The organism is Mesorhizobium sp. WSM4884 (genome assembly GCF_029625675.1).
Classification (GTDB): Bacteria; Pseudomonadota; Alphaproteobacteria; order Rhizobiales; family Rhizobiaceae; genus Mesorhizobium.
Genome location: NZ_JARTVO010000002.1, coordinates 493,934 through 517,851, shown reverse-complemented (window position 1 = coordinate 517,851; position 23,918 = coordinate 493,934). Strand labels below are relative to the sequence as shown.

Below are 23,918 nucleotides of genomic sequence, written 5' to 3'. Positions count from 1 at the left end.
CGGCTGGCGATTTTGGCTATATGTTTGGGCACCGGATGCCAGAAGGGTTGCTGACGATGACGACCAAAAACCTTGCGATCTCCGCTGCCGTTCTGGCCGCGGCCGTTGCCATGTCCGCCCCGGCATTCGCCGGCCACCGGCACCATCATCGCCCGGTCGAGCAGGAACGCTACGTTCCGGCCGAAGGCGACCTCGTCGACATCCTGTTCGGCGGTCCGCGCTACTATGACGCTATGCTGGTCACCTCGGCGGCGGGCGCCTGCTCCTATCACCGGACCGGACCGGACGCAAACGCGCTGAACAAGATCAACGACCATCATTGCGGAAAATAGCCGCTCTCGCGGTTGTCTTTGCGCGGCTTGGCCTCGATGAGCCGCGCCCGCTTTTGCCCCTCCTTCAAGTGCTGATCGGGTTGGCCGAGGCGTGCCCGCTTGTTGTCGGCCGTTGCGCAGCGTGCGGCTGTCGCGCCGTCGCACACATCTGCTTCAAATATTGTATACAATAACTAAGAAAGATGTTGACAATCCGTCGCAGCCGGTTTCCCTTAGGCTATCCGCGCCATCCAACGAAAAACACAAGGCGCGATAACCAGAAGGGAACCTGCAAATGATCAATCGACGCTCGACTCTGAAATCGATGGTGCTAGGCGCCGTCTCGACCCTGGCCATTGCCGCTTTTGCCATTCCGTCCGCGCAGGCTGGAAACAAGGAGCTGAAGATAGGCTTCGTTGGCGTCACCAGCGGTCCCGCCGCCGCCTGGGGCACGTCCAATGTGCGCTCGATGCAGACGCGCGCCGCCTGGCTCAACGAAAAAGGCGGCGTCAAGATCGGCGACGACACCTACAACATCAACATCGTCACCTTCGACGACCAGAAGGATCCCAAGCGCGCCATCGCCGGCATGGAGAAGATGGCGCAGGAAGGCATCCACTATGTCGTCGGGCCGAATGTCGATGACGGTGCCGCCGCGGTGCGCCCTGTCGCAGAGTCCAACGGCATCATCTATTTCCCCTACGCTTTCCCGAAAGCCCTCTACCAAAAGCCGGCCTCGAATGCCGTGCTGGGCATGATCGCCAACTATCAGTCAGGCCCGGCGATCTACAAATATCTCAAGGAAAACAAGGGCGTGAAGACGATTGCCTTCGTTGCGGCGAACGAATCCGACCCGCTCAGCCAGCGCGACAGCGGCGTCGAGGCAGCCAAGGCGCTCGGGCTTCAGGTCGTCGCCCAGAACGACACCTACCAGAACGACACCCGCGACTTCACTCCGGTGCTGACGCCGATCGTCGCGCTGAAGCCCGACCTGCTGGTGCTGTCCGGCGTGGCGCCGGCCAACGCGCCGCTGCTCATCCGCGCCGCCCGCGAGCTCGGCTATGAGGGCCTGATCTCGACCGAGACGGCGCAGGACGCCAAGGTGCTGGAAGAGGGCGCCGGCGAATATGCCAACGGTTTCATCTCGGTCGGTGGCGCCTCGACGCCGGAGATCGCCTCCGACGAGATGAAGGAGTTCGTCACCCGCTACACCAAGATGTTCGGCGAGTACAACGACGAGTCCAACACCAAGGTCTACGCGCTGGAATACATTCTCGATACGCTGAAGGCCAATCCCGCCGCCATCAACGACGTCGCCGAATTCAAGAAGACGATGGAGACCTTCTCGGCGCCCAATCCCTTCCTGAAGGGTGACGCCAAGCTGAGCTATGTCGGCACGACGTCGTTTGGCCAGAAGCGTCAGCTCGCCGTGCCGATGGTGGTCAACGAGTATAAGGACGGTGCTTTCCAGACCCTGTTCGTAGGCTCCGTCGACTAACGCATGTCTCCCGAAAGTGGGAACCGGTTTTCGGGACAAAGACATGCGTAAATCAAAACCTAAAGCACAAGCTTTAGGGTCAGGTTCCTAAGGTTGCTTCCTCCCGCATGCCGGGGGTCCGGGCGATGCTCGGACCCCGCGGAAGATCGAAGGTGTCCATGGAACAGGTCATCGCCAACGGATTGTATCTCGGTGCCCAATATGCGCTGATCGCGCTGGGCCTCACCCTGATCTTCGCCCTGATGAACGTGCTCAACTTCGCCCACGGGCAGATGTACGTGCTGGGCGGGTTCATCACCTACACCGTCTACGGACAGCTCGGCCTGCCTTTCGTGGTGGCGCTCTTGGCCTCCGGCGTGACGCTCGCGGTGATCGGCGCGCTGATGGAGAAATTCCTCTTTCGCACCGTCATCAGGCGCAGTCATCGCGAGGAGAGCACCATGCTGCTCGCCGCGGCGACGGCCTTCTTCTTCGACGCCGTCATCCTGCTCATGTTCGGCGAGAAGCAGCGCGGCGTGCCCAAGATCGTCAAGGGCGTCTTCAACCAGGCCGGCATCATCATGCCCTACGACCGACTGGTCGTCGGTGCCTTGGCCATCGTCTTCATCGCCGCTTTCGTCCTCTATATGCAATACAGCCGAGTCGGCCGCGCCATGCGCGCGCTCGCCCAGGATCGTGTCGCGGCCCAGCTGATGGGTGTGCGGGTCGACCGCTATTCGATGATCGGCTTCGCGCTCGGCGCCATGCTGGCGGGTGTCGTCGGCGGCCTGCTGGTCACGATCACAGGCGTCAATTCCGGCATCGGCGGCCCGATCTCGATCAAGGCCTTCCTGATGGTGATGATCGGCGGCGCCGGCGTGGTCGGCGGCGCTATCGCCGGCGGCTTCATCCTCGGCATGATGGAGTCGGTCGGCCTCACCGTGCTGCGTGAATATGGCGACGTCACTTATCTCGTCATCTTCGCCGCTCTGATGGTGTTCCTGTCGATCCGCCCCAACGGGCTGATGGGCAAGCCGTGGGGTTGAGAGCGCCATGACCCGCAATCGCAACATGAAAATCGCTTCGGTCGTGGCCTTTCTGGCGATCGTCTTCGTCGTCGTGCCGGCCGCGATCTCGGCAAGCGGCCGCATCGACCTCTACTACACGCTGACCTCGGTGGCACTGCTCAGCATCGCCAGCGCCGGCGTGTGGCTCACCTTCTACATCGGTCGCATCAATATCGGCCAGGGCGCCTACGCGCTTATGGGCGGCTACGTCTCGGCCATCCTGGTGATGAACCATGGCTGGTCCTTCTGGTTGACGTTGCCCGTGGCCGGCCTGTTCTGCGCCGCGGCAAGCGTGCTGATCGGCCTGCCGATCCTGCGGCTGCGCGGCGTCTATTTCGCCATGGTGACGCTGACGCTGACCGAGGTGGCGCGGCTGTTGGCTCTGGCGCTGCCGATCACCAACGGCGCCAAGGGCATCGTCAGCATCCCGCTGCCGGGCGCGCTGTCGGTCTTCGGCCTGATCATCATCCCGGATTTCGCCACGCTGCAGAACTCGCGGCTCGCCTTCTATCTGCTGGCGGTCACGCTGATGGTGGTCTGCTTCGGCGTCATGTACCGGCTGGTCCATTCGCGCATCGGCAAGCTTTGCCAGTCGCTGCAGCAGAATGAGGAGCTTGCCTCATCGATCGGCGTCAACATCGCCTATCTGCGCGTCATTGCCTATGCGGTGTCGTCTTTCTTCGGCGGTGTCGCCGGTGCGATCTTCGCCGCCATCTCGCAATCGATCTATCCGTCGAGCTTCACGGTCACAGACTCCGTCAACTTCATGCTGAACTGCTTCCTCGGCGGCCTCGGTTATGTATTCGGGCCGATGCTCGGCACGCTGGTGCTCTATTTCGGATGGGACCTGCTCTTCCAGACCGGCCAGTTCCAACTGCTCATCTATTCCGGCCTGATGATCGTCCTGATGCTGGTGCTGCCAAACGGCCTGCTCAGCCTCACGGCTTCGACCCGGAAGAAGGCTTGAGCCATGGCCGAAATGCTCGAAGTCTCCAGCATCACCAAGCGCTTCGGCGGTCTCGTCGCGGTCAATAACGTCTCCTTCTCGGTGCGCGAAAAGGAGATCCTGTCGGTGATCGGTCCGAACGGCGCCGGTAAGTCGACGCTGTTCAAGCTGATCTCGTCGTTCCTCAGGCCGACATCCGGCGAGGTGCGCCTGAAGGGCGAGCGTATCTCCGGCATGGCGCCGCATATCGCCGCCCGCAAGGGCGTCGTGCGCACCTTCCAGGAAACGACGATCTTCAAGAACATGAGCGTGCGCGACAACGTCGTCATCGCGCACCACCTGCGCTCGAAGGCGAATCTCGTCGGCTTCTTCTTCGGCACTGGCACGGCCAAGGCCGACGAAGCGGCCTTCGGCCAGTCCGCCGACGAGATCCTGGCGCTGCTCGGCCTGGCCCCGCTTGCCAAGGAGATCGCCCGCAACCTGCCGCACGGCCATTTGCGGGCGCTGGGCATCGCCATCGGCCTTGCCACCAATCCTTCCATCCTGCTGCTCGACGAACCCTTCGCCGGCATGAACCACGAGGAGACGATGCGGATGGTGGCGATGGTGCGGCGCCTGCGCGATCTCGGCCTCACCATCCTGCTCGTCGAGCACGATATGCCGGCGGTGATGAAAATCTCGGACCGCATCGTGGTCCTCAATTTCGGGCAGAAGATCGCCGAAGGAACGCCGCCGGAAATCCAGGCCAACGAGAAGGTCATCGAAGCCTATCTCGGCAGCGAAGACGAGGCGATCGGCCTATGAACCAGATCCTGAATTTCGCCGGTGTCGAGCTCTATTACGATCACGTCTATGCGCTGAAAGGCGTCTCGCTCGAGGTCAACGAGGGCGAGACCGTCGCGCTGATCGGCGCCAACGGTGCCGGCAAGTCGTCGATCCTTCGCGCCATCACCGGTCTGAACAGGATCAGGTCCGGCGAAATCCATTACAACGGCAAGCGCATTGACGGCGCTGCGCCGGACGAGATCGTCAAGATGGGCATCGCCATGGTGCCGGAAGGGCGGCGCGTCTTCCCCTATATGACGGTGAGGGACAACCTCCTGATGGGCGCCTTCACCCGCTCGAGTAAATCCGAGATCGCCGCAACGATGGAGATGGTGCTGGGGCGCTTTCCCCGGCTGAAGGAGCGCTTCTCGCAGGCCGCCGGCACGATGAGCGGCGGTGAGCAGCAGATGCTGGTCATCGGCCGCGCGCTGATGGCGAAGCCGAAGCTTCTGCTGCTCGACGAGCCGTCGCTCGGCGTCGCGCCAAAGCTCGTCCAGGACATCGCCCGCTCGATCGTCGCCATCAACCGCGACGAAAAGGTCAGCGTTCTTCTCGTCGAGCAGAATTCCCGCATGGCGCTCCGCATCTCGCAGCGCGCCTATGCGCTGACCACGGGCAGTGTCGCGCTGAGCGGCAACTCCGCCGAATTGCTGACCGACGACAGGGTCAAGCGTCTTTATCTCGGCGGCGAGATCTGAGGCTGATTGAATGCGCATACTCGTCATCAACCCCAACACGACGGCATCGATGACCGCCAAGATCGGTCAGGCCGCGGCGAGCGTCGCGGCGGCGGGCACCGAAATCATCGCCGTCAATCCGGCCGACGGTCCGCCGAGCATCGAGGGCTATTTCGACGAGGTTTTCGCCATTCCGGGCATCATCGCCGAGATGGGCAAGGCGCCGGCGGCGGACGCCTATGTGATCGCTTGCTTCGACGACACCGGGCTCGACGCCGCGCGCTGCGCTGCCGAGGCTCCGGTCATCGGCATCGGCGAGGCGGCCTTCCACCTCGCCAGCCTTGTCGCCGGCAAGTTCAGCGTCGTTACCACGCTTGCTCGCTCGGTTCCCGCCATCGAGCACAATCTGGCAAAATACGGTCTTGCCTCGCGTTGCGCCAAGGTGCGCTCGTCGGAAGTCGCCGTGCTGGAGCTCGAACGGCCCGGCTCGAATGCGAGGCACAGGATATCGGAGGAAATTGCGCGCGCCATAAACGAGGATCGCGCCGAGGCGATTGTGCTGGGCTGCGCCGGCATGGCAGACCTCGCGCACAGCCTGTCGGAAGAGCACGGCGTTCCCGTGCTCGACGGCGTCGCCTGCGCGGTGACGCTGGCCGAGAGCCTGTTCAAGGTGGGCTTGAAGACATCGAAAGTCGGCGGCTATGCGACACCGCGCGCCAAGCGTTTCGCCGGCATATTTGCCTCGGCCTCGCCCATGGAAGCCGGTTCGCCGGGCTAGGGCGTCGGATCCCAGCGGGATTGACCGGGGCGCGGGCGACATTAGATTGGGTTGGCTGCTGGCGATTTGGGGGCAGATCGGGCCGGATCGGGCCTGCGCATTGAAAGCATGTTGACGGTACTCAGGGAAGACGATCGCGACGACAAGCCGGCAGCGCGCTGGTCGCCGATCTACTATGGGCTGAGGGACGCCATCGTCGGCCATCGCCTCGCGCCGGGCACCAAGCTGCCGGAAGACGAGCTGGCGTCGATCTATTCGGTAAGCCGCACCGTCGTCCGCTCCGCCCTGCAGGCGTTAGCGCATGACCGGCTGGCGCGGCTGGAACCCAATCGCGGCGCCTTCGTCGCGCAGCCGTCGAAGATCGAGGCGCGAGAGGTGTTCGAGGCCCGCGCCTTGATCGAGCCCAAGGTTGCGGCACTTGCCGCCAAGGCGGCGGTGCCGTCCGACATCGCGCAATTGCGGGCGCATCTGGAGAAGGAGCACGAGGCGCTCCACGCCGGCCGCGACAGCGACGCCATCATGCTGTCAGCGCGCTTCCATGTCGGCATCGCCGAGATCGCCGCGCATTCCGTCTTCACCAACTTCGTGCGCGATCTCGTCTCGCATTCCTCGCTGATCATCGCGCTTTATTGGAAGCGCCGCGACGCGACCTGCGAAAAGCACGCCCACCATGCGCTGGTCGACGCGATCGAGGCCGGCGACAGCGCCGACGCCGCGGCCCTGATGAACAGCCACCTGGTCGACCTGCTGTCCGGGCTCGACCTCACCGACAAGGTGGAGAAGTCGGACAGCCTGGCCGATCTGCTGCGCGTCTAGGCCGGCTCCGGGCCCTGCGAGGTACTCCATGAGCTTCGATCTGAAATGGTCTCCGTCCGAAAAGAAGGTCGCACGCCGCGCCTTCGACGCAGCACTGGAGGTAGCGCTCGGCAAGACGATGGCCGAACTCAAGAGCAAGGTTAGTGGCGTGACGACACCTGCGGCCATGTGGGACATCGAAGACTACCTGCGGCAGCAACGGCTGAAGATCGATCGGATGTTCGACTACCGCTATTCACAGCTTATCGTCGTTTTCGCGGTTCTCATCCGGGAAGGATATCTGGACGAGAACCAGCTTTCTGGTTTGTCGGAAGACAAGCGGAACGAGATCCACAGGATCCTCGCCTGGCGCGCCAGCGAGTAGGGCACGGCCGGTCCGACGGGTGATACGTCAGGCCCGAGCCTGCCGTTCCCGCGATCGTTTTCGGGAAACGTCGGCGCCGCCTTGCGAGCGGATATGATCGATGAATGCGCGCAGCTTCGGCAGCACTTGATGCCTTTCCGGGTAGTAGAGAAAGACACCCGGCGATGTGACGGCGAAGGCCGTCAGGACCGTATCGAGGCGTCCATCCGCAACCGCGTCACCGGCAATCGGACTGGGCACCTGGGCAAGTCCGGCGCCCTGGATCGCGGCGCCGAGGAGGGTAGGGTAGTCCTGCGCTATGAGGGGTCCTGTGACGATCGCCTCGATTGCCTTGTTGCCCTTGGTGAAGCGCCACGGCGCGACCGAACCGTTCGATCGGCGCAGGCGAAGGCAGGCGTGGTGACGCAGATCCTCGATGCGCTCCGGGGCTGTTCGCTGGTGTAGATAGTCGGGGCTGCCGACGACCATCATCGGGAAGGGCGGCGTCAGTCGAACCGCGATCATGTCGGGCGCGATCAGGTCCCCCATTCGGATGCCGGCATCAAATCCTTCGACGGCGAGATCGGCCAGTTCGCCGCTTGCGACGATCTCCAGCTCGATCTCGGGATAGGCCTGGCAGAAGGACGCGATCATCGGCTCCAGCAGGGTCGGCACAACCGCGGGCGGCACCGAGAGGCGCAAGAGCCCGGCCGGCCGTTGGCCGATTCCGCGCGCGACCTCGCTCGCGGCTATCAATTCCTCGAAAGCCGGCCGTGCGCGCGAAAAAAAACGCTCGCCGGCTTCGGTCAGGCCGACGCTGCGTGTCGTGCGTGTGAAGAGCGCGGCGCCGATGCGCGCCTCGAGCGTCCGCACCGCCTGGCTGATCGCCGATGGCGTGACACCAAGTTCCGCCGCCGCCTTACGGAAGTTGCGGTGCCTGGCGACGCTCAAGAATGCTTCGACGCCGTCGAGCGCGCCATGCCGGACTGTGAAGTTCTGCTTCATGACCCATCGACATTATCGTGGATAGTTGCCGGCACAAAGCGGTCGTATCTGTGTCGTGTATTGGAAGCCTGAAGGAAGTGGCAATGACGAACGATTTGGATCGCGTGCGCGATCACTACCGCGCGACCGGCCTCGCCGAGCGACTGAAGACGGCACTGGCCGTATTGGGGCCGAACGAACAGCAGTTGAAGCCCGAGCAACTGGCGACCCTCGACCAGTTCCACACCCGCGGCCTCGCCGCAACGGCGGAGCTTGCCAAATTGGCCGGCGTTATGGCCGGCATGTCGGTCCTCGACGTCGGGTCGGGCGTGGGCGGACCGGCCCGCTTTCTCGCCGCGACCTATGGCTGTAGCGTCACGGGCGTCGACCTCAGCGAGCCCTTCGTCGAAGCCGCGCAGTATCTCACCGCGCGCACGGGGCAGGACGGACAAGTGTCGTTCAAGGCCGGCAGCGCGCTGGCGCTTCCGCTCGATGACGGCGGTTTCGATGTCGTGTTGCTGCAGCATGTGGCGATGAATATCGCGGACCGGCCGCTTCTCTACCGCGAGATCAGGCGCATGCTGAAGCCGGGCGGAAAATTCGCGACCTTCGATGTCGTTCTGAACGGTGGCGATCCGCACTATCCGGTGCCCTGGGCGAGAACGTCGGCCGAAAGCTTTCTGCTCTCCGCGACCGAGACCTGCGAGGCGATCGAGGCCGCAGGGTTCCGCCTGCTGGTCCAGCAGGACGATACAGCGGATGCCAAGACCTGGTTCGCGGCGCTGCGGGCGTCCGGGCCGCCGCCCTCGCTGAATCTCGGCGTCGTCATGGGTCCGGGTTTCGCGGATTTTGCCGCCAATCTCGGACGCAATCTGATGGAAGGCCGGCTCGGCATCCTGACGGCGGTGTTCGAAGCAATTCCGGCAAGCAATTCAAGCAACTGAGGAGGTGGAAATGTCGCCGGCGACCATCTTCAACATCCATCTCGTCCTGGGCTATGTGCCTTGGCTGCTTTGCTTCGGCGCTTATGTCTGGCCAAGGCTCAAGACGATGGACAGCGTCGAGGCGCAGCGCGCCATCGCCACGCTGCACAGCTTCCGTTTCTTCGGGCTGGTCTTCCTACTTCCGGGCGTCGTCGGTCCGAACCTGCCAGCCGACTTTGCCGTCTTTGCCGCCTATGGCGATTTCGCGACCGGACTGCTGGCCATGCTGGCGCTGCTTGCCGTGAGGCGACCCTCGATCTTCTGGCCGCTCGTCGTCGCTTTCAATGTGGTCGGGACAGTCGACCTTGTCGTCGACTACTACCACGGCACACTGCTCGACCTTCCGGACCTGGCGGGACAATTGGGTGCCACCTACGTGATCCCGATCGTCTATGTGCCGCTGCTGATGATCACGCATGTTGCCGCCTTCTATCTGCTGGCGCGCCCTCAGCCCAAGGCCGCGCGCAGCGACGGCGATAAGGAGGCAGGCGATCTCAGGTCCCTCCGCTCTCCTTCATCCGCTCGATGATCTCTGCCATAGGCGCGATGCCCAGCAAGAACTCGTCGCCGCGCGCCTTGAGCTCAGCCATGGTTTGCTTCTCTGGCGCCGGCCGCTCCACCGGTCTTTGTCTCGTCGTCCTGCACCATCGCCAGCGCCGTGCCCGGCTCGCCTTCCCACAGGATCAGGCTTGCCGCGCCGACAAGGCCGGCGCGGTCGCCGAGCTCCGCCGGCACGATCGGCACGTCGCGATAGGCTTGCATGGCGCGCTCATCGATCGTTGCCCTGATGCCTGGCGCCAGCAGCTCGAAGCCGTTGGCGAGCCCGCCGCCCATGACGATCACCTCCGGCGAATAAAGATGCAGGAGATTGGTGAAGCCGATGCCGAGCCATTTCGCTTCGGCTTCGATCAGCCGGCGGGCGCTGGCATCGCCCGTCCGCGCGGCCTCGACGACATGGCGGGCGGAGACATCGCCATCCTTGGAAAGCCGCCGCAGCAGCGAGCCGTCGCCAGGCGCGGTGAGCCGCGTCGCCCGGCGTCCGAGCGCGGTGCCGGAAGCGACGGCCTCGAAGCAGCCGACATTGCCGCAGAAGCAGCGATCGCCTTCGCCGGTGATCGTCATATGGCCGATCTCGGCCGCGAGCCCGCGCCTGCCGTGATAGATGTGGCCGTCGGCGATCACGCCGCCGCCGATCCCGGTCGACACGGTGACGAAGACCATCGATGCGGCGCCGCGGCCGGCGCCGAAACGCCATTCGCCGAGCGCGGCGGCGTTGGCATCGTTCTCCAGCCGCACCGGCAGGCCGAACTGGCGGCTCAAAATGTCGATCATGGGCACGTTGTGCCAGCCGGCGAGCGTCGGCGGTCCGATGACGATGCCTGCCTTGGGATCGAGCGGGCCGGGCGCGCACGCGCCGATGCCGATGACCCTTGCCTGCGGATGCTCCTCGAGCAGTTTGCCCGCCAGCACAATGATCTGGCCGATGACCGCTTCCGATCCGGCGCCGGCCAATGTTGGCTCCGAGACGCGCGCGACGACCTCGCCGCTGCGCTCGACCAGCGCGCCGCGCAGTTCCGTGCCGCCGAGATCGAAGGCAAGCGCGAGCGTGCTCATCAGGCGGCGGCCTTCAGCCCGTGCAACCAGGCCATGCGCTGCGCAAGATCAGGATCGCCGAAGGCGAGTGAGCCGAGCACCACAGTGTCGGCGCCGGCGGCCCGCAGCAGCGGCACCGTCTCGTGGCGTATGCCGCCGTCGGCGGCAAGCAGGATGTCGGCCTCGCGGCCGGCATTCCTCATCAGCGCGCGCGCCTCGATCAGGCGGGGGCAAGCTTTTTCGGACAGGCTCTGCCCTTTGACGCCGATCGAGGTGCCGAGCAGCGTCACGAAGGCGACGTCCGGCAGGAAGGGCTCGATCGCGGAAACCGGCGTCTCGAGCCGCAGCACGACGCCGGCCTCGGCGCCGAGCTCACGCGCCAGTTCTACCGCGCGCAGGCCGGCCTCGCCGTTCTCGGCATGGATGGTGACGAGGTCGGCGCCGGCCTCGATGAACTGGCGCGTCTGCGCCTCGACGATTTCGGCTTCGACCATCAGATGCACGTGGATCGGCTTCGCCGTCAGCCTGGCGATGCGCGCCACCAGGTCGGGAAAGAACAGGAAGCCGGGGGTGAAGCGTGCGTCCGCAACGTCGATGTGGTGCAGGTCGGCATAGGCTTCGATGCGCTTAAGGTCGTGGTCCATATTGGCGAGATCCGCCGACCACAGCGAGAACTCGCCGATAAGCCGGTTGCGTGGCAATGCGGCTATTGCCGCGGGTCCGGAGAGGGATTTGGCGATCATGACGGAATGGAGCTCCGGACATTCGAGTGGGACTGGAGGAAGGAACTGATCTGCTCGTGCAATTCGCCGAAATGCTTCACGCTGTCGCGCGCCTTGGGCGTGATCTCGGCGAAGATCGCCTTGGGTATCGCGGCAGCCAGTGCATAGGCCGTCGACAGCGGATGGACGGCATCGACTTCGTTGCCGATGACGAGTACCGGAATCTCGAGTGCTGCGGCGTCGCGCTCGGAAACTCCTGGCCCGTCGGTGGCGATGTTGGCCAGCACTTGCGCGAATGCACCGGCGTCGGGCCGGTCGAAATAACCGAGCAGCGAGGAAAGATTGTCGGGCGCCTCGCGATAGAGCCGCGCGGCGGTCTCGGACTGTGCGAAGATCGTCCGCCCCTTGTCGGCCCCGTGTGCGAGGATGAGCTCGGCGACCTCGGCAATCGGCCGCATGTTCTGTGGCGCCGGGGAAAACGTCCAGGCCGGCCGCACCAGGATCAGGCCGGCGACGCGCCGCGGATGACGGCAGGCGAGACGCAGCGCGATCGCCGCGCCCATCGAGACGCCGCCGGCAATGAAGCGGTCCAGGCCGGCCTGGTCGGCTGCGGCCAGAACGTCATCGGCGAACATTTCGAACGAGAACGGCCGCCGCTTGCCGAGCCCGGAGCCGCCATGCCCACGGCATTCCAGCGTGATGCGGCGGAAGCCGGGAGGAAAAGTCTGCGCGACCTGCGCCTCGCCGCCGCCCAGCCCGTGTTGGAAGACGACAGCGAGGCCTTCGCCCGTGTCGGTGACGCGGAGTGTGGCGCCGTCGCGGAGCAGTGTGCCCATCACACCAGATCCTCAAGGAAACGCGCGACCCCTGGCGCTTCCTCGGCGGAGAGCCCGTGCGTCACCAGCGGCCCGTCGAAGCCAGTAGCTTTCAGGCGAGCGATGAAGCCGGCGAAGTCGACGACGCCTTGTCCGGCCGCGGCAAAGCGCCCATCGGCGAAGCGATCCTTGGCGTGCGCCAGGGAGACATGACCAGCCGTGCGCTCGACCGCCGCGGCGACAATGGTGCGTGCCTCCTCTGTATTCGCCTGCTCGAACAGATTGGCGGGATCGAGCACGATGCGCAGCCGCTTCGAGCCCATCTCGGCGATCAGCCGCACGGCGTCGTCGGCCGAGGTTACGATGTTGGCCTGCTCCGGCTCGATGCCGAGGTCGACGCCATAGCGTTCGGCAAGCTGAAGCGCCTTTGCCATCTCGCGCGCCATGTCGGTCCAGGCCGAGGGATCCGCATTGTCGGGATGATGCGCCCACTGGTCTTGGGTGTTGCGCGTTCCGGTGCAGAGCGTGACGAGTGGGACGGACAGCCGGGCTGCAGTCTCGATGACGGCCGCCAGCCGCCGCAGCCCGTCGTCGCGCACGCGGCTGTCCGGATGCGCCAGGTTGTAGGTGCCTGACAGCGCGACGAGGCCGATGCCGGTAGCCTTGGCAGCGGCATCGATGGCGTCGATCGCGGCGTCGGAGACCGCGTCCGGCATCGACGGCAAGCCGGCGCAGGCAAGGTTGAATTGGGTGACCGCGAAACCCGCGTCGCGCACGGCGCCAAGCACGCCGGCCGGTTCGCTGCCTGGAAAGGTCTTGGCAAACACCCCGACCTGCATCACACCGCTCCCGCAACGCCGGCGAGCTCGACGCGCTCGCCGCTTTCGACCGAGCGGGCGATCGCCACCATGGCGCGGATCGAAGCGAGCCCGTCCTCGACGGTTGCGCCGCGCTGTGGCTTCCCGTCGAGCACGGTGTCGGCGAGGCCTTCCAACTGGCGGCGGAAGAAATGGCCGTCGGCGCCGAGCGGCCTGCGCGAGGTCGCATCCTTCTCGTGAAAGATGTCGACCTCGCTCGCCCGGAAATACCAGGGATTGAAGGTCTTCGCGACCACCGAGCCATTCTCGCCGTAGAGCTGGAAGCCCTCGTGCCAGTCCATGCGCACGGCGACGGTCAGGTCGAGGTGGCCGAGCGCGCCATTGGCGAACTCGGTTTCGACGAACCAGCAATAGGCGCCGAAGCGCTCGTTGAGGCGCGCGCGCACGGCGGTGATCTCGCCGGCAAGGAAACGCGCCGTGTCGACCAGATGCGAGCCGTGCGCCAGCATGAAATACTGTCTCAGGTCGGCCTTCGGATTGCCGCCCGGCTTCTTCGCAAGCTTGCTGGTGATGGGCAGCGGCTGCACGGCGTCGGTGTTGGTATAGCGATGGGTGGAATCGCAGTACCAAGCCTTCAGCGCCAGGATATCGCCCATCTCGTCGCGCACGAAATCGCGCGCCGCCTCCAGCGCCGGATCGAAGCGCTTCATGTGCCCGACCTGCAGCACCTTGCCGGAACGCTTGACCGCCTCGGCGAGCTTCTCGCCTTCCTCGACCGAGACGCCGATCGGCTTTTCGCACAGCACATGCTTGCCGGCTTCGAGCGCCTTGATCGACATCGGCACGTGATAGGCGTCGGACGTCGCGACGATCACCGCTTCCAGTTCCGGGTCGGCGAGCATCTCGTCATAATCGCCGTACATTTTCTCGGGTTCATAAGTCGCGCCCATACGAGCCAAGAGATCGGGCGCCGCGTCGCAGATCGCGTACAGGTCGGCATTGCTCGCCTTCACGCAGCTTTCCAGATGCGCGAACTGCGCGATCGGCCCGCAGCCGAGCACACCGACACGAAGGCAACGGTCTTGTTTGCGGATCATCGTCTTCAGGCCCCGTAGCCGCGCATGGTCTGCCGATTGGTTTTGACCGCGCCAGCCGGATCGGCGGCGGCGGTTTCGGATTCTTCTTCCAGCACCAGCCAGCCGTTGAAGTTGGGCGCGGCGCCGGCGATCTCGATCACCTTTGCCGTGTCGCAGACGCCTTTGCCGAGCATCGCCCAGGTGCCGCTTGCGTCGACATCCTTCAGGTGCACGTAGCGGATGCGGTCGCGATAGGCGGTGAGCGTGTCGGCCATGTCCTGATGACCGCGCAGCATGTGGCCCGTGTCCGGCACCCAGCCGACCAGCGAGGCGTCGATCAGGGAGAAGATGCGGTCGTAGTCGGCGCGGTCGAAGAGCAGCGTGTTGTGATGCGAGCTCGGATGCACCGCGACCTGGACGCCGGCCTCGCGTCCGATCTCGCCGGCCTTGTTGTAGACCTCGGCTGCAATCGCGAACTTGTCGTCGCGTGGCCCGCCGGACACCACCGTCGCCGAACCCATCGAGACCAGCGCGTCGGGAAAGGCGGCGGCGAAGTCGATCCAGCGCTTGGCGGTATCGAGGTCGGCGCCGATCTTCTCCTTCAGCGTGAAGCCGCTCTTCGAGCCGAAGGCGAAGGAAACGAGCGTAAGGCCAAGCGATCTCAACGCTGCGCCGAACTCCGCCGGCTTGCCGGCATAGCGGCCGACCATCGTATCGGTGATCTCGATGCCGGCATAGCCGCCCTCGACGATCGCCTTGAGCAGATCGTCGGGGCCGCCTGTGAAGCGGTCTCCGAGCATTTCCCAGGTGAAGGTCTGGCAGCCGACTTTGAGGTCTTTCACGTTCATCCTTTCAATCCTTGATACCGCCCATTCCCTGATGTCGCTCTGCGCTCCATGGGATGGATATCTACTTGACCGAGCCCGCGGTCATGCCGGCGAGGAAGAACCTCTGGGCAATGAGGTAAATGAGCAAGAGCGGTAGCGAGCCGAGCACGCTCATCGCCATCATCTGGTTCCATTCGAAGGCGTGCTGCCCCATCAGCAGCTGGATGCCGATCGGGACGGTGCGCATCGACGTCGACTTCGTCAGTGTCAGCGCAAAGAGAAATTCGTTCCAGCACAGCAGGAAGGTGTAGACCGACGTCGCCACGATGCCGGGCAGCGAGATCGGCACAATCACCCGCCAAAGAGCCGTCCAACTGGTGCCGCCGTCGACGGCCACCGCTTCGTCGAGATCGCGGGGCAAGGTGTTCAGATATCCCGTCATCAGCAGGATCGCGTAGGGCAGCGTGAACACCAGGTAAGTCAGGATCAGCGCGATATAGGTGTCGAAGATGCCATATGAGACGACAAGCCCGAAGAAGGGGATCAAAAGCGTGATCGGCGGGATCGTCTGCGTGCTGATGATGAGCGTGTTCAGGCTGCCCTTGCCGCGGAAGTTGAAGCGGCTGAATCCATAGGCTGCGAGCAACGCGATCAGCACCGTCAGCACGGTTACCGCTCCGGCCACGAAGTAGCTGTTGAAGAAGAAGCGCAGCTTTACCGGATCGCCAAGGATGGCTGCATACGCTTCCAGCGTGAAGGCCTTCGGCAGGATGGTTGGCGGCAGGGCAAAGATTTCGGTATTTGATTTGAACGAGCTGCTCAGCATCCAGTAGATCGGGAAGGCTGCGAAAAACAGCCCCGCGGCAAGCGCGACATGCAGCGCGACGGTGATCAGCCTGTCTTTCGGCGAGTGTCTTTTCCTCATGGTGACTACCGGGCCTTTTGATAACGGATGTAGAACAGCGTCAGGCCGAGAGAGATCAGCAGGATGATCACGGCGCTTGCCGCCGCCTGTGACAGGTTGTAGCTCGAAAATGCCAGCTTATAGGTGTAGGTGCTCAGCACCTCGGTCGAGTAGATCGGGCCGCCGCCCGTCGTTATCCAGATCAGCGGGAAGACCTGCATGGTCCAGATGAAATCGAGCAGCGAGATGCTGATGATGATCGGCATCAGTTGCGGGATGGTGATGAAGATCAGCTTCTGGTAGGCCTTCGCGCCGTCGATATCGGCAGCCTCGTAGAAATCCTTGGGAATGCCCTGCAGGCCTGCGAGCAGGCTGACCATGAAAAGCGGGTAGCCGGCCCAGATATTGGCGAAAGTGACGGCGTGCAGCGCGGTCTCGGGCGAGGAGAACCACTCGACCTTGGAACCGATGACGCCGATCTGCATGAGGATGCTGTTCACGACACCGTTCGGCTCGAGCAGGAGGCGCCAGATCACCGCAATGATCACTGCGGTGAACAGCCAGGGCAGTATGTAGAGTACGCGCAGGACATTGCGCAGCGTCGGATTGATGCGGTCGCTGTTCAGCATGAGCGCGAAGATCATGCCGACGGTCATGTGGAAGACGACGCTCATGCAGGTGAAGTAGAGCGTGTGCCAAAGCGATGCCCAGAACACGGGATCGGCAAAGATCGCCTGGTAGTGTTTCAGTCCGGCAAAGGACGGGTCGCGACGCAGCACCGCGCTGTTCTGGAACGAATACGCAATCACCGTCACCATCGGCAGCAGCATCAGAAGGCCGATTATGAGGAGCGAGGGCGACAGGTAGAGATAGGGTGCGACCGCTCGTTTCAGTCTATGGCGGGAGCGCTTCTGCCGGGTCATATGCCAACCTTGGGATACGCCTTCAAGAGAAGGCGAGTTTCGGAAACGGGTCCGTCTCGCATTGCCTGTGCTCGTTTGCCGGGAGGCCTGCCCGAAGTCAGGCCTCCCGGTCGAAGATCGTAAAACAAGCCGATCAGAATTTCGCAATCCAGCCCTTTTGCGCGTTGGCTGCGGCCTGCTCCGGGGACTGCTCGCCGGCGAGCATCTTCTGGGCTTCCACGTCGAACTGGGTCATCAGATCTTCCGCCACCGGCAGGCCCGTGAACTCGTTGGCAAGGTAACCGGTCTTGAAGATTTCGAAAGCCTTGCCGAAAGCCTTGTCGGAGGTCACGAAATCGGGCTTCGCATTGACGTTGCCCGGGAAGGCGTTGGCAAGCGACACCAGCTTGGCGTTCACCTTTTCGCTCATCAGATACTGGACGAGTTTCCAGGCCTCTTCCTGATGCTTCGAGCCCGCGGAGATGCCGATGCCCCAGGAGGCATAGGGAAGGCCGCGCTTGCCGTTGTAGTTCTCCACGACCGGGACCGGAATGAGGTCGAAGTTCAGCTTGGGATTGCGCTTGCGGATGAGGTTCACATGCGCGAGCGAGTCGATCATCATCCCGACCCGGTCGTTGACGAATTCCTCGACTTTTTCCTGCTCGGTCTTGGTGGCGATGCCGGGCGAGACGGTGCCGGCATCATTGAGTGATTTGACGAAGGTCAGCATATCCACCACCGGTTTGCCCTCGAGAGCGGGCTTGCCGTCCGCCATCATCGATTGACCCGATGCCCAGACCCACGACATCATGTCGTTCTGGACGCCGGACGGCGTTTGCAGCGACAGCGGCAGCACCCAGCCATACTGGTTCTTGTCCGCATGGGTCATCTTCTTGGCGGCTTCGAGAAACTCGGCGCGGGTCGACGGCAGCTTGGTGACGCCCGCCTGGGCGGCGAGGTCCAGATTCACGAACACAGGATAGACGAACGAAGCCACGGGAAACATCACCGCTTTGCCGTCCACCTTGATGATATCCGCGACTTGGGCTTTGTCGAACTTGCTCGCATCCATCATCGGGTTCATGTCGGCCAGCGCGTTCTGCGCATTCAGGTTGTTCACCCAGGCGCCGTCGAGGCCGACGACGTCGCTGAGCGTTCCGGTTGCGGCACCGACCGAGATCTGGTCTCGCGTGGTCGCATAGGGGCCGCTGACCAGCGTCACCTTGATTCCAGGGTTCGCGGCCTCGAAATCGTCCATGATTTTCCGCAAGGAGCCTGCGGGCAGCTCAGGCTCCCACCATTGGGTGAATTCCAGCGTCGTGTCCGCCATGGCGCCGGTTGCGCCAAGCAACCATGCGGCCGCTGCCATTTTCAGCATCGCGGGTTTTATCCGAAACGTCATTTTCTCCTCCTTCTTAAAGATCGGCCGCACAATGCGGACGATCGTCTGGTTATCCAGAAGTCTTCGTTCGCAGGCGCCTCGCCCTCGCCTGCGGGCCTTGCCGCGGATCTTCAGATCGCCAGACGTGTCTCGGGATCGAAGAAATGCAGCTTGGTATCGTCCAGGGCCAACCGGATTTCCGAGCCGGAACGGACTTCGCTGACCGGTTCGAATTTCGCCACCGCGTTCGACGTCATGCCGAAATCTTGCACCGCGTCCGGGTCGCCGGAGTCCACCCGCACCGCGTCGATGCTGAGATGGACGATATGCTCGGACCCGAGTTCTTCGATCGAGGTCACCTGTGCCGGTATCGTCTGATACTTGCGGCCCGATTCTAGGCTGCTGTCATAGAGGTCCTCCGGCCGGATCCCGAACACGACCTTGCGCCCCGCGTACGACCTCAAACCTGGCTTGCGCGCGAAGGCTGCATCCTGCAGCCGAATGGCGAAGGTGCCGGACCTCAGTTCGTCGCCCGTCAGGGTCGCCTCGAAAAGGTTCATCGAAGGGGAGCCGATGAAGCCGGCGACGAAGGCGTTGACCGGCGATTTATAGAGCCTCTTGGGTGTGTCGACCTGCTGCAGCACGCCGCCTTTCAGCACCGCGACCCGGTCCCCCATCGTCATCGCTTCAGTCTGGTCGTGGGTCACGTATATGGTCGTTACGCCGAGCTGCTTTTGCAGGCTGGTGATTTCGGCGCGCATTTGCACGCGCAGTTTCGCGTCCAGATTGGAAAGCGGTTCGTCCATGAGAAAGGCGGCTGGCTCGCGCACCATGGCGCGGCCCATGGCAACCCGTTGGCGCTGTCCGCCCGAAAGGTTCGCGGGTTTGCTGTCCAGCAGCGACGTCAGCTGAAGGGTTTTGGCTATCTCATCCACGCGCTTCTTGCGCTCGGCCTTCGGCTTGCCTGCCAGGCGCATCGAAAAGGCGATGTTTTCGAACACCGTCATATGCGGATAGAGCGCGTAGCTCTGGAAGACCATCGCGATGTCGCGATCCTTGGGCGGCATGTCGACGACGTCTACGCCGCCGATCCGAAGGCTGCCGCTTGTGACGTCCTCCAACCCGGCGATCATTCGCAACGCCGTGGATTTGCCGCAGCCGGACGGCCCGACGAGAATCAAGAACTCACCATCCTCGACCGATAGGTTCAGTTGGTCGATCGCGTGAAAATTGTTCCCATAGGTCTTGCAGATATTCTCGAGAATGACTTCTGCCATCTTCCTCCCTCCACAAGTCTAAGCCGTTGATTTTTATTGCTCTACCCCGGCCTATTTTCGCCTGCGAAATATTTCCTCGGACAGTTTCAGCTATGTTCCAGTGTCGACCTGCGCATGTTTCAGTTCGACCGCTGACGGAGCGTTCGTCGATGCCAGGAGTTTCGTGACCTCGTCGGCGGTCGGCAGCGCTTCGCGCCCGCCGCGCCCCGTGATCGACAGAGCCGCGGCCGCGGCCGCGAATGCGACCCCGCCTGCGGTGTCGGCGCCGCGCGCCAATGCGTGGGCATAGGCGCCATGAAAGCAGTCGCCCGCGCCGGTCGAGTCGACGACGGCGACCCGATGCGGGGGCAGGTGCCAGAGCCCTGGCTCGTCGTGGCCGCGATAGTAGACGCCTCTGCCGCCATCGGTCAGAACCACGGCGGACCGCGACGGCAACCACAATGCATCGAGCATCTCGGCGGGCGATCGGCGGCCCGTGGCAGTGCGCGCAAAGCCGAGCGGAAGAATGAGATGGTCGCAGAGCGCGATCAGCCTCTCGGTGGCTGGGCCGGCGCTCCATTCGATATCGCCGAGGATCGCGAGGCCGAGATCGCGGGCTCGAGCCACGACATCCATCGACCGGATCGCGTAGCCATCGACGATCAGCACGGTCGCGCGGCTGAGAACCTCGTCCGGAAAGTCCGGCGCGGTGCCCAGCATCGCGTCATCGTCATACGCGATGAACCGGTCTCCGTCCGAGCCGACGGTAATGCGCGAACGCACCGGGCGCGCGTCGGGGTGGCGCGGCGCGAATGCGGTTTCGACCCCGCTCGCAACGAGATCGCGCAGCACGGCGTCGTCCGCGGCACTGCCCAGCCATCCGACGAATCCTGCGCTTCCGCCGAGCCGCGCGACGGCGGCAAGGGCCGTCGCGACATTTCCACCGAAAGCTCTGGCGCTTTGCAGAACCTTCCCCTTGCCCGCCGACAGCGGCTGATCGACATAGACGATGTCGTCGATCGCAATGGCGCCGAAGCCGAGGATTGAGGGCACGGTAGGCATCGTTCAGGCGCCTGCCTTCGCAAGCGCTTCTTGCGCCGAAAGCCCGTCATGGATGACGCCCCGAAAGGCAAGCGCTGCCTTCTGAGGATCGCCGTGCCCCCAGAGATTACGACCCACCACGGCGCCGCGCGCGCCGGCACGGATGGCATCCGCCGTCTGCTGAAGCGCGCCGAGCAGCGTATCGGTCTTCGGACCGCCCGCGATCACTACCGGCACCGGACAGGTCCGAACGGTCTCTCGGAAAGACTCGAAATCGCCCGTGTAGCCTATCTTGATCACGTCGACGCCGGACTCGTAGCCGATGCGCGCCGCATAGGCGATCTCGTCGGGAGTGAAGACGATTTTCACCCCGTCGGTGAAATCGCGGGGATAGATGTGGGCCACCACCGGCATGCCGTAGCGGGCCGCCGCATTCACCGAATCGGTCAACCAGCGTATGTACTTGCCCTCGGTCGCGCCGCGCACCGGAATGGCTACGGCCAACGCGTCGGCCCCCAGGCGCACCGCATCCTCGGGCGTTGCAATCAGCTCGCTGATTCGATCGTCCGGAGTAAAGCAGCCCGCCTGGATCACGAGGGAAGCTTTGCCCGCATATTGCGGCCACAGATGGCGCGCCGTGCCAGGCTGGATGCTGACGTAGTCGGGCTTGCCCGCCATGACGCGCGCGAGCGCGCCCGGCAGGTCGGCAAGCCCTCCCTTGCGCACGTCGCCATAGCCGACAAAATGGTCGACCGCGCCGCCAAAAAGCTTCCCCGATGGATGCGCGAAGAGGCGCGCAAGGCGCACCTTGGTTCCTAGGCTCATTATTTCCCCGATCTCTTGATTTCCAAATCCTCAAGCTGGCGGCCTCCGATATCGCACCAGCATTTTCATATGCTCTATAAAAATTTTACGCGCGTCAATATTTAAAATGCTGTATAGCGAATCCCGAAAATGGTCCGACGCCGGCGCGCCAGCCTGTCGGAAACGCTGCCGCATTGGGAGGTCGGAAGGAAAATGCAAGCGAAATCAGATGCTAGGCTCGGCATCGGCGTTATCGGATGCGGTAACATCTCGATGACTTATCTGCGCAACGCGGCCCTTTTTGCCGGTGTGGAATTGCGCGCATGCGCCGATATTTCCACCGACATGGCGGTGCTGCGGGCGAAGGAATACGGCATCCGCGCCCTCGGCGTCGATGCACTGTTCGCCGATCCCGAGGTCGATCTCGTCCTCAACCTCACTGTTCCGTCCGCGCATTTCGACATCTCATTTTCGGCGCTCTCGGCCGGAAAACATGTCTTCACCGAAAAGCCTCTCGCGACCTCCGCCAGCGAGGGCCGCCGGCTGGTCGCCGAGGCGGCAAAGCGTGGGCTGCTGCTGGGCTCGGCGCCCGACACCTTCCTTGGCGCCGCCGGACGCCGGGCGCGCCGGCTGATGGACGAGGGCGCGATCGGCCGCGCCGTGACCGGCACCGCCTTCATGATGGGGCGCGGCATGGAGCACTGGCACCCCAATCCGCAATTCTACTATCAGCCGGGCGGCGGTCCGGTCTTCGACATGGGGCCCTATTATCTGACGATGCTCGTCAACCTGCTCGGCCCGGTCACCCGCGTGATGGCGATGGCGACGCGCGGCCAGGACGAGCGCCTGATCACCGCCGAGGGCCCGTACAAGAACACCAGCTTCAGGGTCGGCACGCCGACCAACATCCTGTCGCTGCTCGAATTCCGCTCCGGCGCCACCGTCACCTTCGGCGCGTCCTGGGACGTCTTCAAGCACTCCAACCACCCGATCGAGCTGCACGGCACGGAAGGGTCGCTCAGGCTGCCCGACCCCGACACGTTTGGCGGCACCGTCTCATTGTCGGCGCGCGGCGACGACTGGAAGGATTTCGAAAGCGAAGGCGAGCTCTATGGCGCGCGCAACTGGCCCTATGCCGCGCCGGACCGTGCCAACTACCGCATGCTCGGCGTCGCCGACCTTGCGCGGGCGCTGTCGGAAGAGAGGAGACCGCGCGCGTCCGGCGAGCTTGCGCTGCATGTGCTGGAGATCATGGAAGCGATCCTTGCCTCCGGCGAAAGCCGCAACTCCGTCGCGGTGATCGGCTCGGTCGACCAGCCGCCGCTTCTCGGCGAGGACGAGGCGGCGAGCCTGCTCGCATAAGGACGATCATGACAGCATAGCTCGATCCGCAGGCGCGGCGGGAGCCGCCTCATGCCGACTGACGCATCACCAGCGTCGCATCGAGCTTGACCTTCGGTGCGACGGCGGTGCCGTCCTCGTCGAGGAGCGCAAGCAGCGTCTCGACGCTGCGGCCGGCCATCGCCGCGAAATCCTGCGCCATGGTGGTGAGCGCCGGGCAGGTGTAACGGCTGAGCGGATGGTCGTCATGCGCCGCGACCCGCAGGTCGCAATCCGCCTTGCGGCCCACCTTCAGCCCCTTCGAATAGGCCGCCGCCATCACGCCGAAGGCGAGGCGGTCGTTGGCGCACAGGATGGTCTTGCCCGGCAGGCCGCCATTGTTGAGCAGCTTTTCCGTCTGCTCGTAGCCGATCCGCTCAAACTCCCACGTGTAGTCTTCGACGTTGCCGAACACGACCGGCTCCTGTCCGAGCCGCTTCATCGCATCGACATAGCTCTCCACCCGCTCGCGCGAATTGTGGTTGACATGGGGGATGTCGAAATAAACCGGAGCGTCGCCCGAGCGGCAGAGATAGTCGACGATGGTCGACATGCTCTGCACGTTGTTGTTGCCGACAAAGGGCGTGTCGCCTTCGAGATAGGTGTCGAAATAGACGATCGGGATCGCCTGCGTCAGCTTCTCGATCGCCTTCGGGTCCGAGCGCCGGCCAAGCGGGGCGACCAGTGCGCCGGAAACCTTCAGCGACAGTATGGTCCGCGTCGCCTCGGCTTCCAGCTCGCTCGATCCATGCGAGGAAATGACGATCGGCCAGTAGCCCTCGTCGCGCAGCCTGAGCTCGATGCGGCTGACCATCTCGGAATAGAAGGGGTCGGTCACCGTCGGCACGACGATGCCGATACTGCGGGTGCGCTTGCGGTTGAGATTGCGGGCGAAGAGATTCGGCTGGTAGTCGGAGGAGCGCAGCGCGTCCTCGATGCGCTTGCGCGTTGCCGGCTTGACGCTGGTCGGATCGTCGAAAAATTTCGACAGTGTCGGTCGGGAGACGCCGCAGGAACGTGCGAAATCCTCCATCGTCTTATGCGTCATCGGCATCCAAACCCTCGCGGCATGGAATCCTCGCTCCCCATGCACCGCCCCGGCGCTACATACGGCTCGCCGGAGCGCGACTGCAAGTTGAAACTTTACGGCAAGCTCTACAAGTTTCAACGCGTCGAGAGAAATTATTCCATG

Annotated in this window: 26 protein-coding genes; 12 read left to right on the top strand and 14 right to left on the bottom strand. The window is 63.8% G+C overall.

Annotation, left to right across the window (positions count from 1 at the left end):
- Positions 1 to 56: 56 nt before the first annotated feature.
- The 9 genes from P9236_RS05115 (at position 57) to P9236_RS05075 (ending at position 7,261) form a co-directional block, all read left to right on the top strand.
- Positions 57 to 332, top strand: coding sequence for a hypothetical protein (locus P9236_RS05115; protein WP_278073500.1), 276 nt, complete (start codon positions 57 to 59; stop codon positions 330 to 332).
- A gap of 274 nt (positions 333 to 606) precedes the next feature.
- On the top strand, positions 607 to 1,809 hold the full coding sequence (locus P9236_RS05110) for an ABC transporter substrate-binding protein (RefSeq protein WP_278073499.1): 1,203 nt from the start codon (positions 607 to 609) through the stop codon (positions 1,807 to 1,809).
- Between the two features lie 158 nt (positions 1,810 to 1,967).
- Positions 1,968 to 2,834, top strand: a complete 867-nt coding sequence (locus P9236_RS05105) for a branched-chain amino acid ABC transporter permease (protein ID WP_040970740.1) — start codon at positions 1,968 to 1,970, stop codon at positions 2,832 to 2,834.
- A 7-nt stretch (positions 2,835 to 2,841) separates the two neighbouring features.
- Positions 2,842 to 3,822, top strand: a complete 981-nt coding sequence (locus tag P9236_RS05100) for a branched-chain amino acid ABC transporter permease (RefSeq protein ID WP_278073498.1) — start codon at positions 2,842 to 2,844, stop codon at positions 3,820 to 3,822.
- Between the two features lie 3 nt (positions 3,823 to 3,825).
- Positions 3,826 to 4,605 (top strand): ABC transporter ATP-binding protein, encoded by a 780-nt coding sequence (locus P9236_RS05095; RefSeq protein WP_278073497.1) that lies wholly within the window; start codon positions 3,826 to 3,828, stop codon positions 4,603 to 4,605.
- Positions 4,602 to 5,324 (top strand): ABC transporter ATP-binding protein, encoded by a 723-nt coding sequence (locus tag P9236_RS05090; RefSeq protein WP_278073496.1) that lies wholly within the window; start codon positions 4,602 to 4,604, stop codon positions 5,322 to 5,324. The genes P9236_RS05095 and P9236_RS05090 overlap by 4 nt, the downstream gene beginning before the upstream one ends.
- 10 nt (positions 5,325 to 5,334) lie before the next feature.
- Positions 5,335 to 6,081 (top strand): aspartate/glutamate racemase family protein, encoded by a 747-nt coding sequence (locus P9236_RS05085; protein ID WP_278073495.1) that lies wholly within the window; start codon positions 5,335 to 5,337, stop codon positions 6,079 to 6,081.
- Between the two features lie 108 nt (positions 6,082 to 6,189).
- The gene (locus P9236_RS05080) at positions 6,190 to 6,897 is read left to right on the top strand and encodes a GntR family transcriptional regulator (protein WP_278073494.1); all 708 of its coding nucleotides are present in this window, start codon (positions 6,190 to 6,192) and stop codon (positions 6,895 to 6,897) included.
- A 28-nt stretch (positions 6,898 to 6,925) separates the two neighbouring features.
- Complete coding sequence (locus P9236_RS05075; protein ID WP_278073493.1) at positions 6,926 to 7,261, top strand: hypothetical protein; 336 nt, start codon at positions 6,926 to 6,928, stop codon at positions 7,259 to 7,261.
- A 27-nt stretch (positions 7,262 to 7,288) separates the two neighbouring features.
- On the opposite strand, the gene P9236_RS05070 is transcribed toward P9236_RS05075, so the two are convergent.
- A complete protein-coding gene (locus tag P9236_RS05070; protein WP_278073492.1) occupies positions 7,289 to 8,245 on the bottom strand; it encodes a LysR family transcriptional regulator in 957 nt (318 codons plus the stop codon).
- Positions 8,246 to 8,328: 83 nt separating this feature from the next.
- Between P9236_RS05070 and P9236_RS05065 the strand changes: the two genes are divergently transcribed.
- Together P9236_RS05065 and P9236_RS05060 are read left to right on the top strand one after the other, a co-directional pair.
- Positions 8,329 to 9,168, top strand: a complete 840-nt coding sequence (locus P9236_RS05065; RefSeq protein ID WP_278073491.1) for a class I SAM-dependent methyltransferase — start codon at positions 8,329 to 8,331, stop codon at positions 9,166 to 9,168.
- A 10-nt stretch (positions 9,169 to 9,178) separates the two neighbouring features.
- Positions 9,179 to 9,736 (top strand): hypothetical protein, encoded by a 558-nt coding sequence (locus P9236_RS05060; protein ID WP_278073490.1) that lies wholly within the window; start codon positions 9,179 to 9,181, stop codon positions 9,734 to 9,736.
- 53 nt (positions 9,737 to 9,789) lie between these two features.
- Here the strand turns inward: P9236_RS05060 and P9236_RS05055 are convergent, their stop codons facing one another.
- The 12 genes from P9236_RS05055 to P9236_RS05000 form a co-directional block, all read right to left on the bottom strand.
- Entirely contained in the window at positions 9,790 to 10,821 is a 1,032-nt protein-coding gene (locus P9236_RS05055) for an ROK family protein (protein ID WP_278073489.1), read from the bottom strand.
- Positions 10,821 to 11,543, bottom strand: coding sequence for a ribulose-phosphate 3-epimerase (locus P9236_RS05050; RefSeq protein ID WP_278073488.1), 723 nt, complete (start codon positions 11,541 to 11,543; stop codon positions 10,821 to 10,823). Before P9236_RS05050 ends, P9236_RS05055 begins: the two co-directional genes overlap by 1 nt.
- On the bottom strand, positions 11,540 to 12,358 hold the full coding sequence (locus P9236_RS05045) for an alpha/beta hydrolase (RefSeq protein WP_278073487.1): 819 nt from the start codon (positions 12,356 to 12,358) through the stop codon (positions 11,540 to 11,542). Before P9236_RS05045 ends, P9236_RS05050 begins: the two co-directional genes overlap by 4 nt.
- Positions 12,358 to 13,176 (bottom strand): sugar phosphate isomerase/epimerase, encoded by an 819-nt coding sequence (locus P9236_RS05040; RefSeq protein WP_278073486.1) that lies wholly within the window; start codon positions 13,174 to 13,176, stop codon positions 12,358 to 12,360. Before P9236_RS05040 ends, P9236_RS05045 begins: the two co-directional genes overlap by 1 nt.
- Positions 13,176 to 14,252, bottom strand: a complete 1,077-nt coding sequence (locus P9236_RS05035) for a Gfo/Idh/MocA family oxidoreductase (RefSeq protein WP_278073485.1) — start codon at positions 14,250 to 14,252, stop codon at positions 13,176 to 13,178. The genes P9236_RS05040 and P9236_RS05035 overlap by 1 nt, the downstream gene beginning before the upstream one ends.
- Before the next feature lie 5 nt (positions 14,253 to 14,257).
- The gene (locus tag P9236_RS05030) at positions 14,258 to 15,079 is read right to left on the bottom strand and encodes a sugar phosphate isomerase/epimerase (RefSeq protein WP_278073484.1); all 822 of its coding nucleotides are present in this window, start codon (positions 15,077 to 15,079) and stop codon (positions 14,258 to 14,260) included.
- 61 nt (positions 15,080 to 15,140) lie between these two features.
- Positions 15,141 to 15,983, bottom strand: coding sequence for a carbohydrate ABC transporter permease (locus P9236_RS05025; protein WP_278073483.1), 843 nt, complete (start codon positions 15,981 to 15,983; stop codon positions 15,141 to 15,143).
- A 5-nt stretch (positions 15,984 to 15,988) separates the two neighbouring features.
- Entirely contained in the window at positions 15,989 to 16,885 is an 897-nt protein-coding gene (locus P9236_RS05020; protein WP_278073482.1) for a sugar ABC transporter permease, read from the bottom strand.
- Between the two features lie 133 nt (positions 16,886 to 17,018).
- A complete protein-coding gene (locus P9236_RS05015) occupies positions 17,019 to 18,266 on the bottom strand; it encodes a sugar ABC transporter substrate-binding protein (RefSeq protein ID WP_278073481.1) in 1,248 nt (415 codons plus the stop codon).
- Positions 18,267 to 18,376: 110 nt separating this feature from the next.
- A complete protein-coding gene (locus tag P9236_RS05010; protein ID WP_278073480.1) occupies positions 18,377 to 19,522 on the bottom strand; it encodes an ABC transporter ATP-binding protein in 1,146 nt (381 codons plus the stop codon).
- Positions 19,523 to 19,612: 90 nt separating this feature from the next.
- Positions 19,613 to 20,563 carry a PfkB family carbohydrate kinase gene (locus P9236_RS05005; RefSeq protein WP_278073479.1) on the bottom strand — a complete coding sequence of 317 codons (951 nt, stop codon included), beginning with the start codon at positions 20,561 to 20,563 and terminating at the stop codon, positions 19,613 to 19,615.
- A 3-nt stretch (positions 20,564 to 20,566) separates the two neighbouring features.
- A complete protein-coding gene (locus tag P9236_RS05000; RefSeq protein WP_278073478.1) occupies positions 20,567 to 21,367 on the bottom strand; it encodes a class I fructose-bisphosphate aldolase in 801 nt (266 codons plus the stop codon).
- A gap of 192 nt (positions 21,368 to 21,559) precedes the next feature.
- Here P9236_RS05000 and P9236_RS04995 point away from each other — a divergent pair, with 192 nt between their 5' ends.
- The gene (locus P9236_RS04995) at positions 21,560 to 22,708 is read left to right on the top strand and encodes a Gfo/Idh/MocA family oxidoreductase (protein WP_278073477.1); all 1,149 of its coding nucleotides are present in this window, start codon (positions 21,560 to 21,562) and stop codon (positions 22,706 to 22,708) included.
- Between the two features lie 49 nt (positions 22,709 to 22,757).
- Here P9236_RS04995 and P9236_RS04990 read toward each other — a convergent pair whose 3' ends face one another.
- Positions 22,758 to 23,780, bottom strand: coding sequence for a LacI family DNA-binding transcriptional regulator (locus tag P9236_RS04990; RefSeq protein WP_278073476.1), 1,023 nt, complete (start codon positions 23,778 to 23,780; stop codon positions 22,758 to 22,760).
- Positions 23,781 to 23,918: the final 138 nt, after the last annotated feature.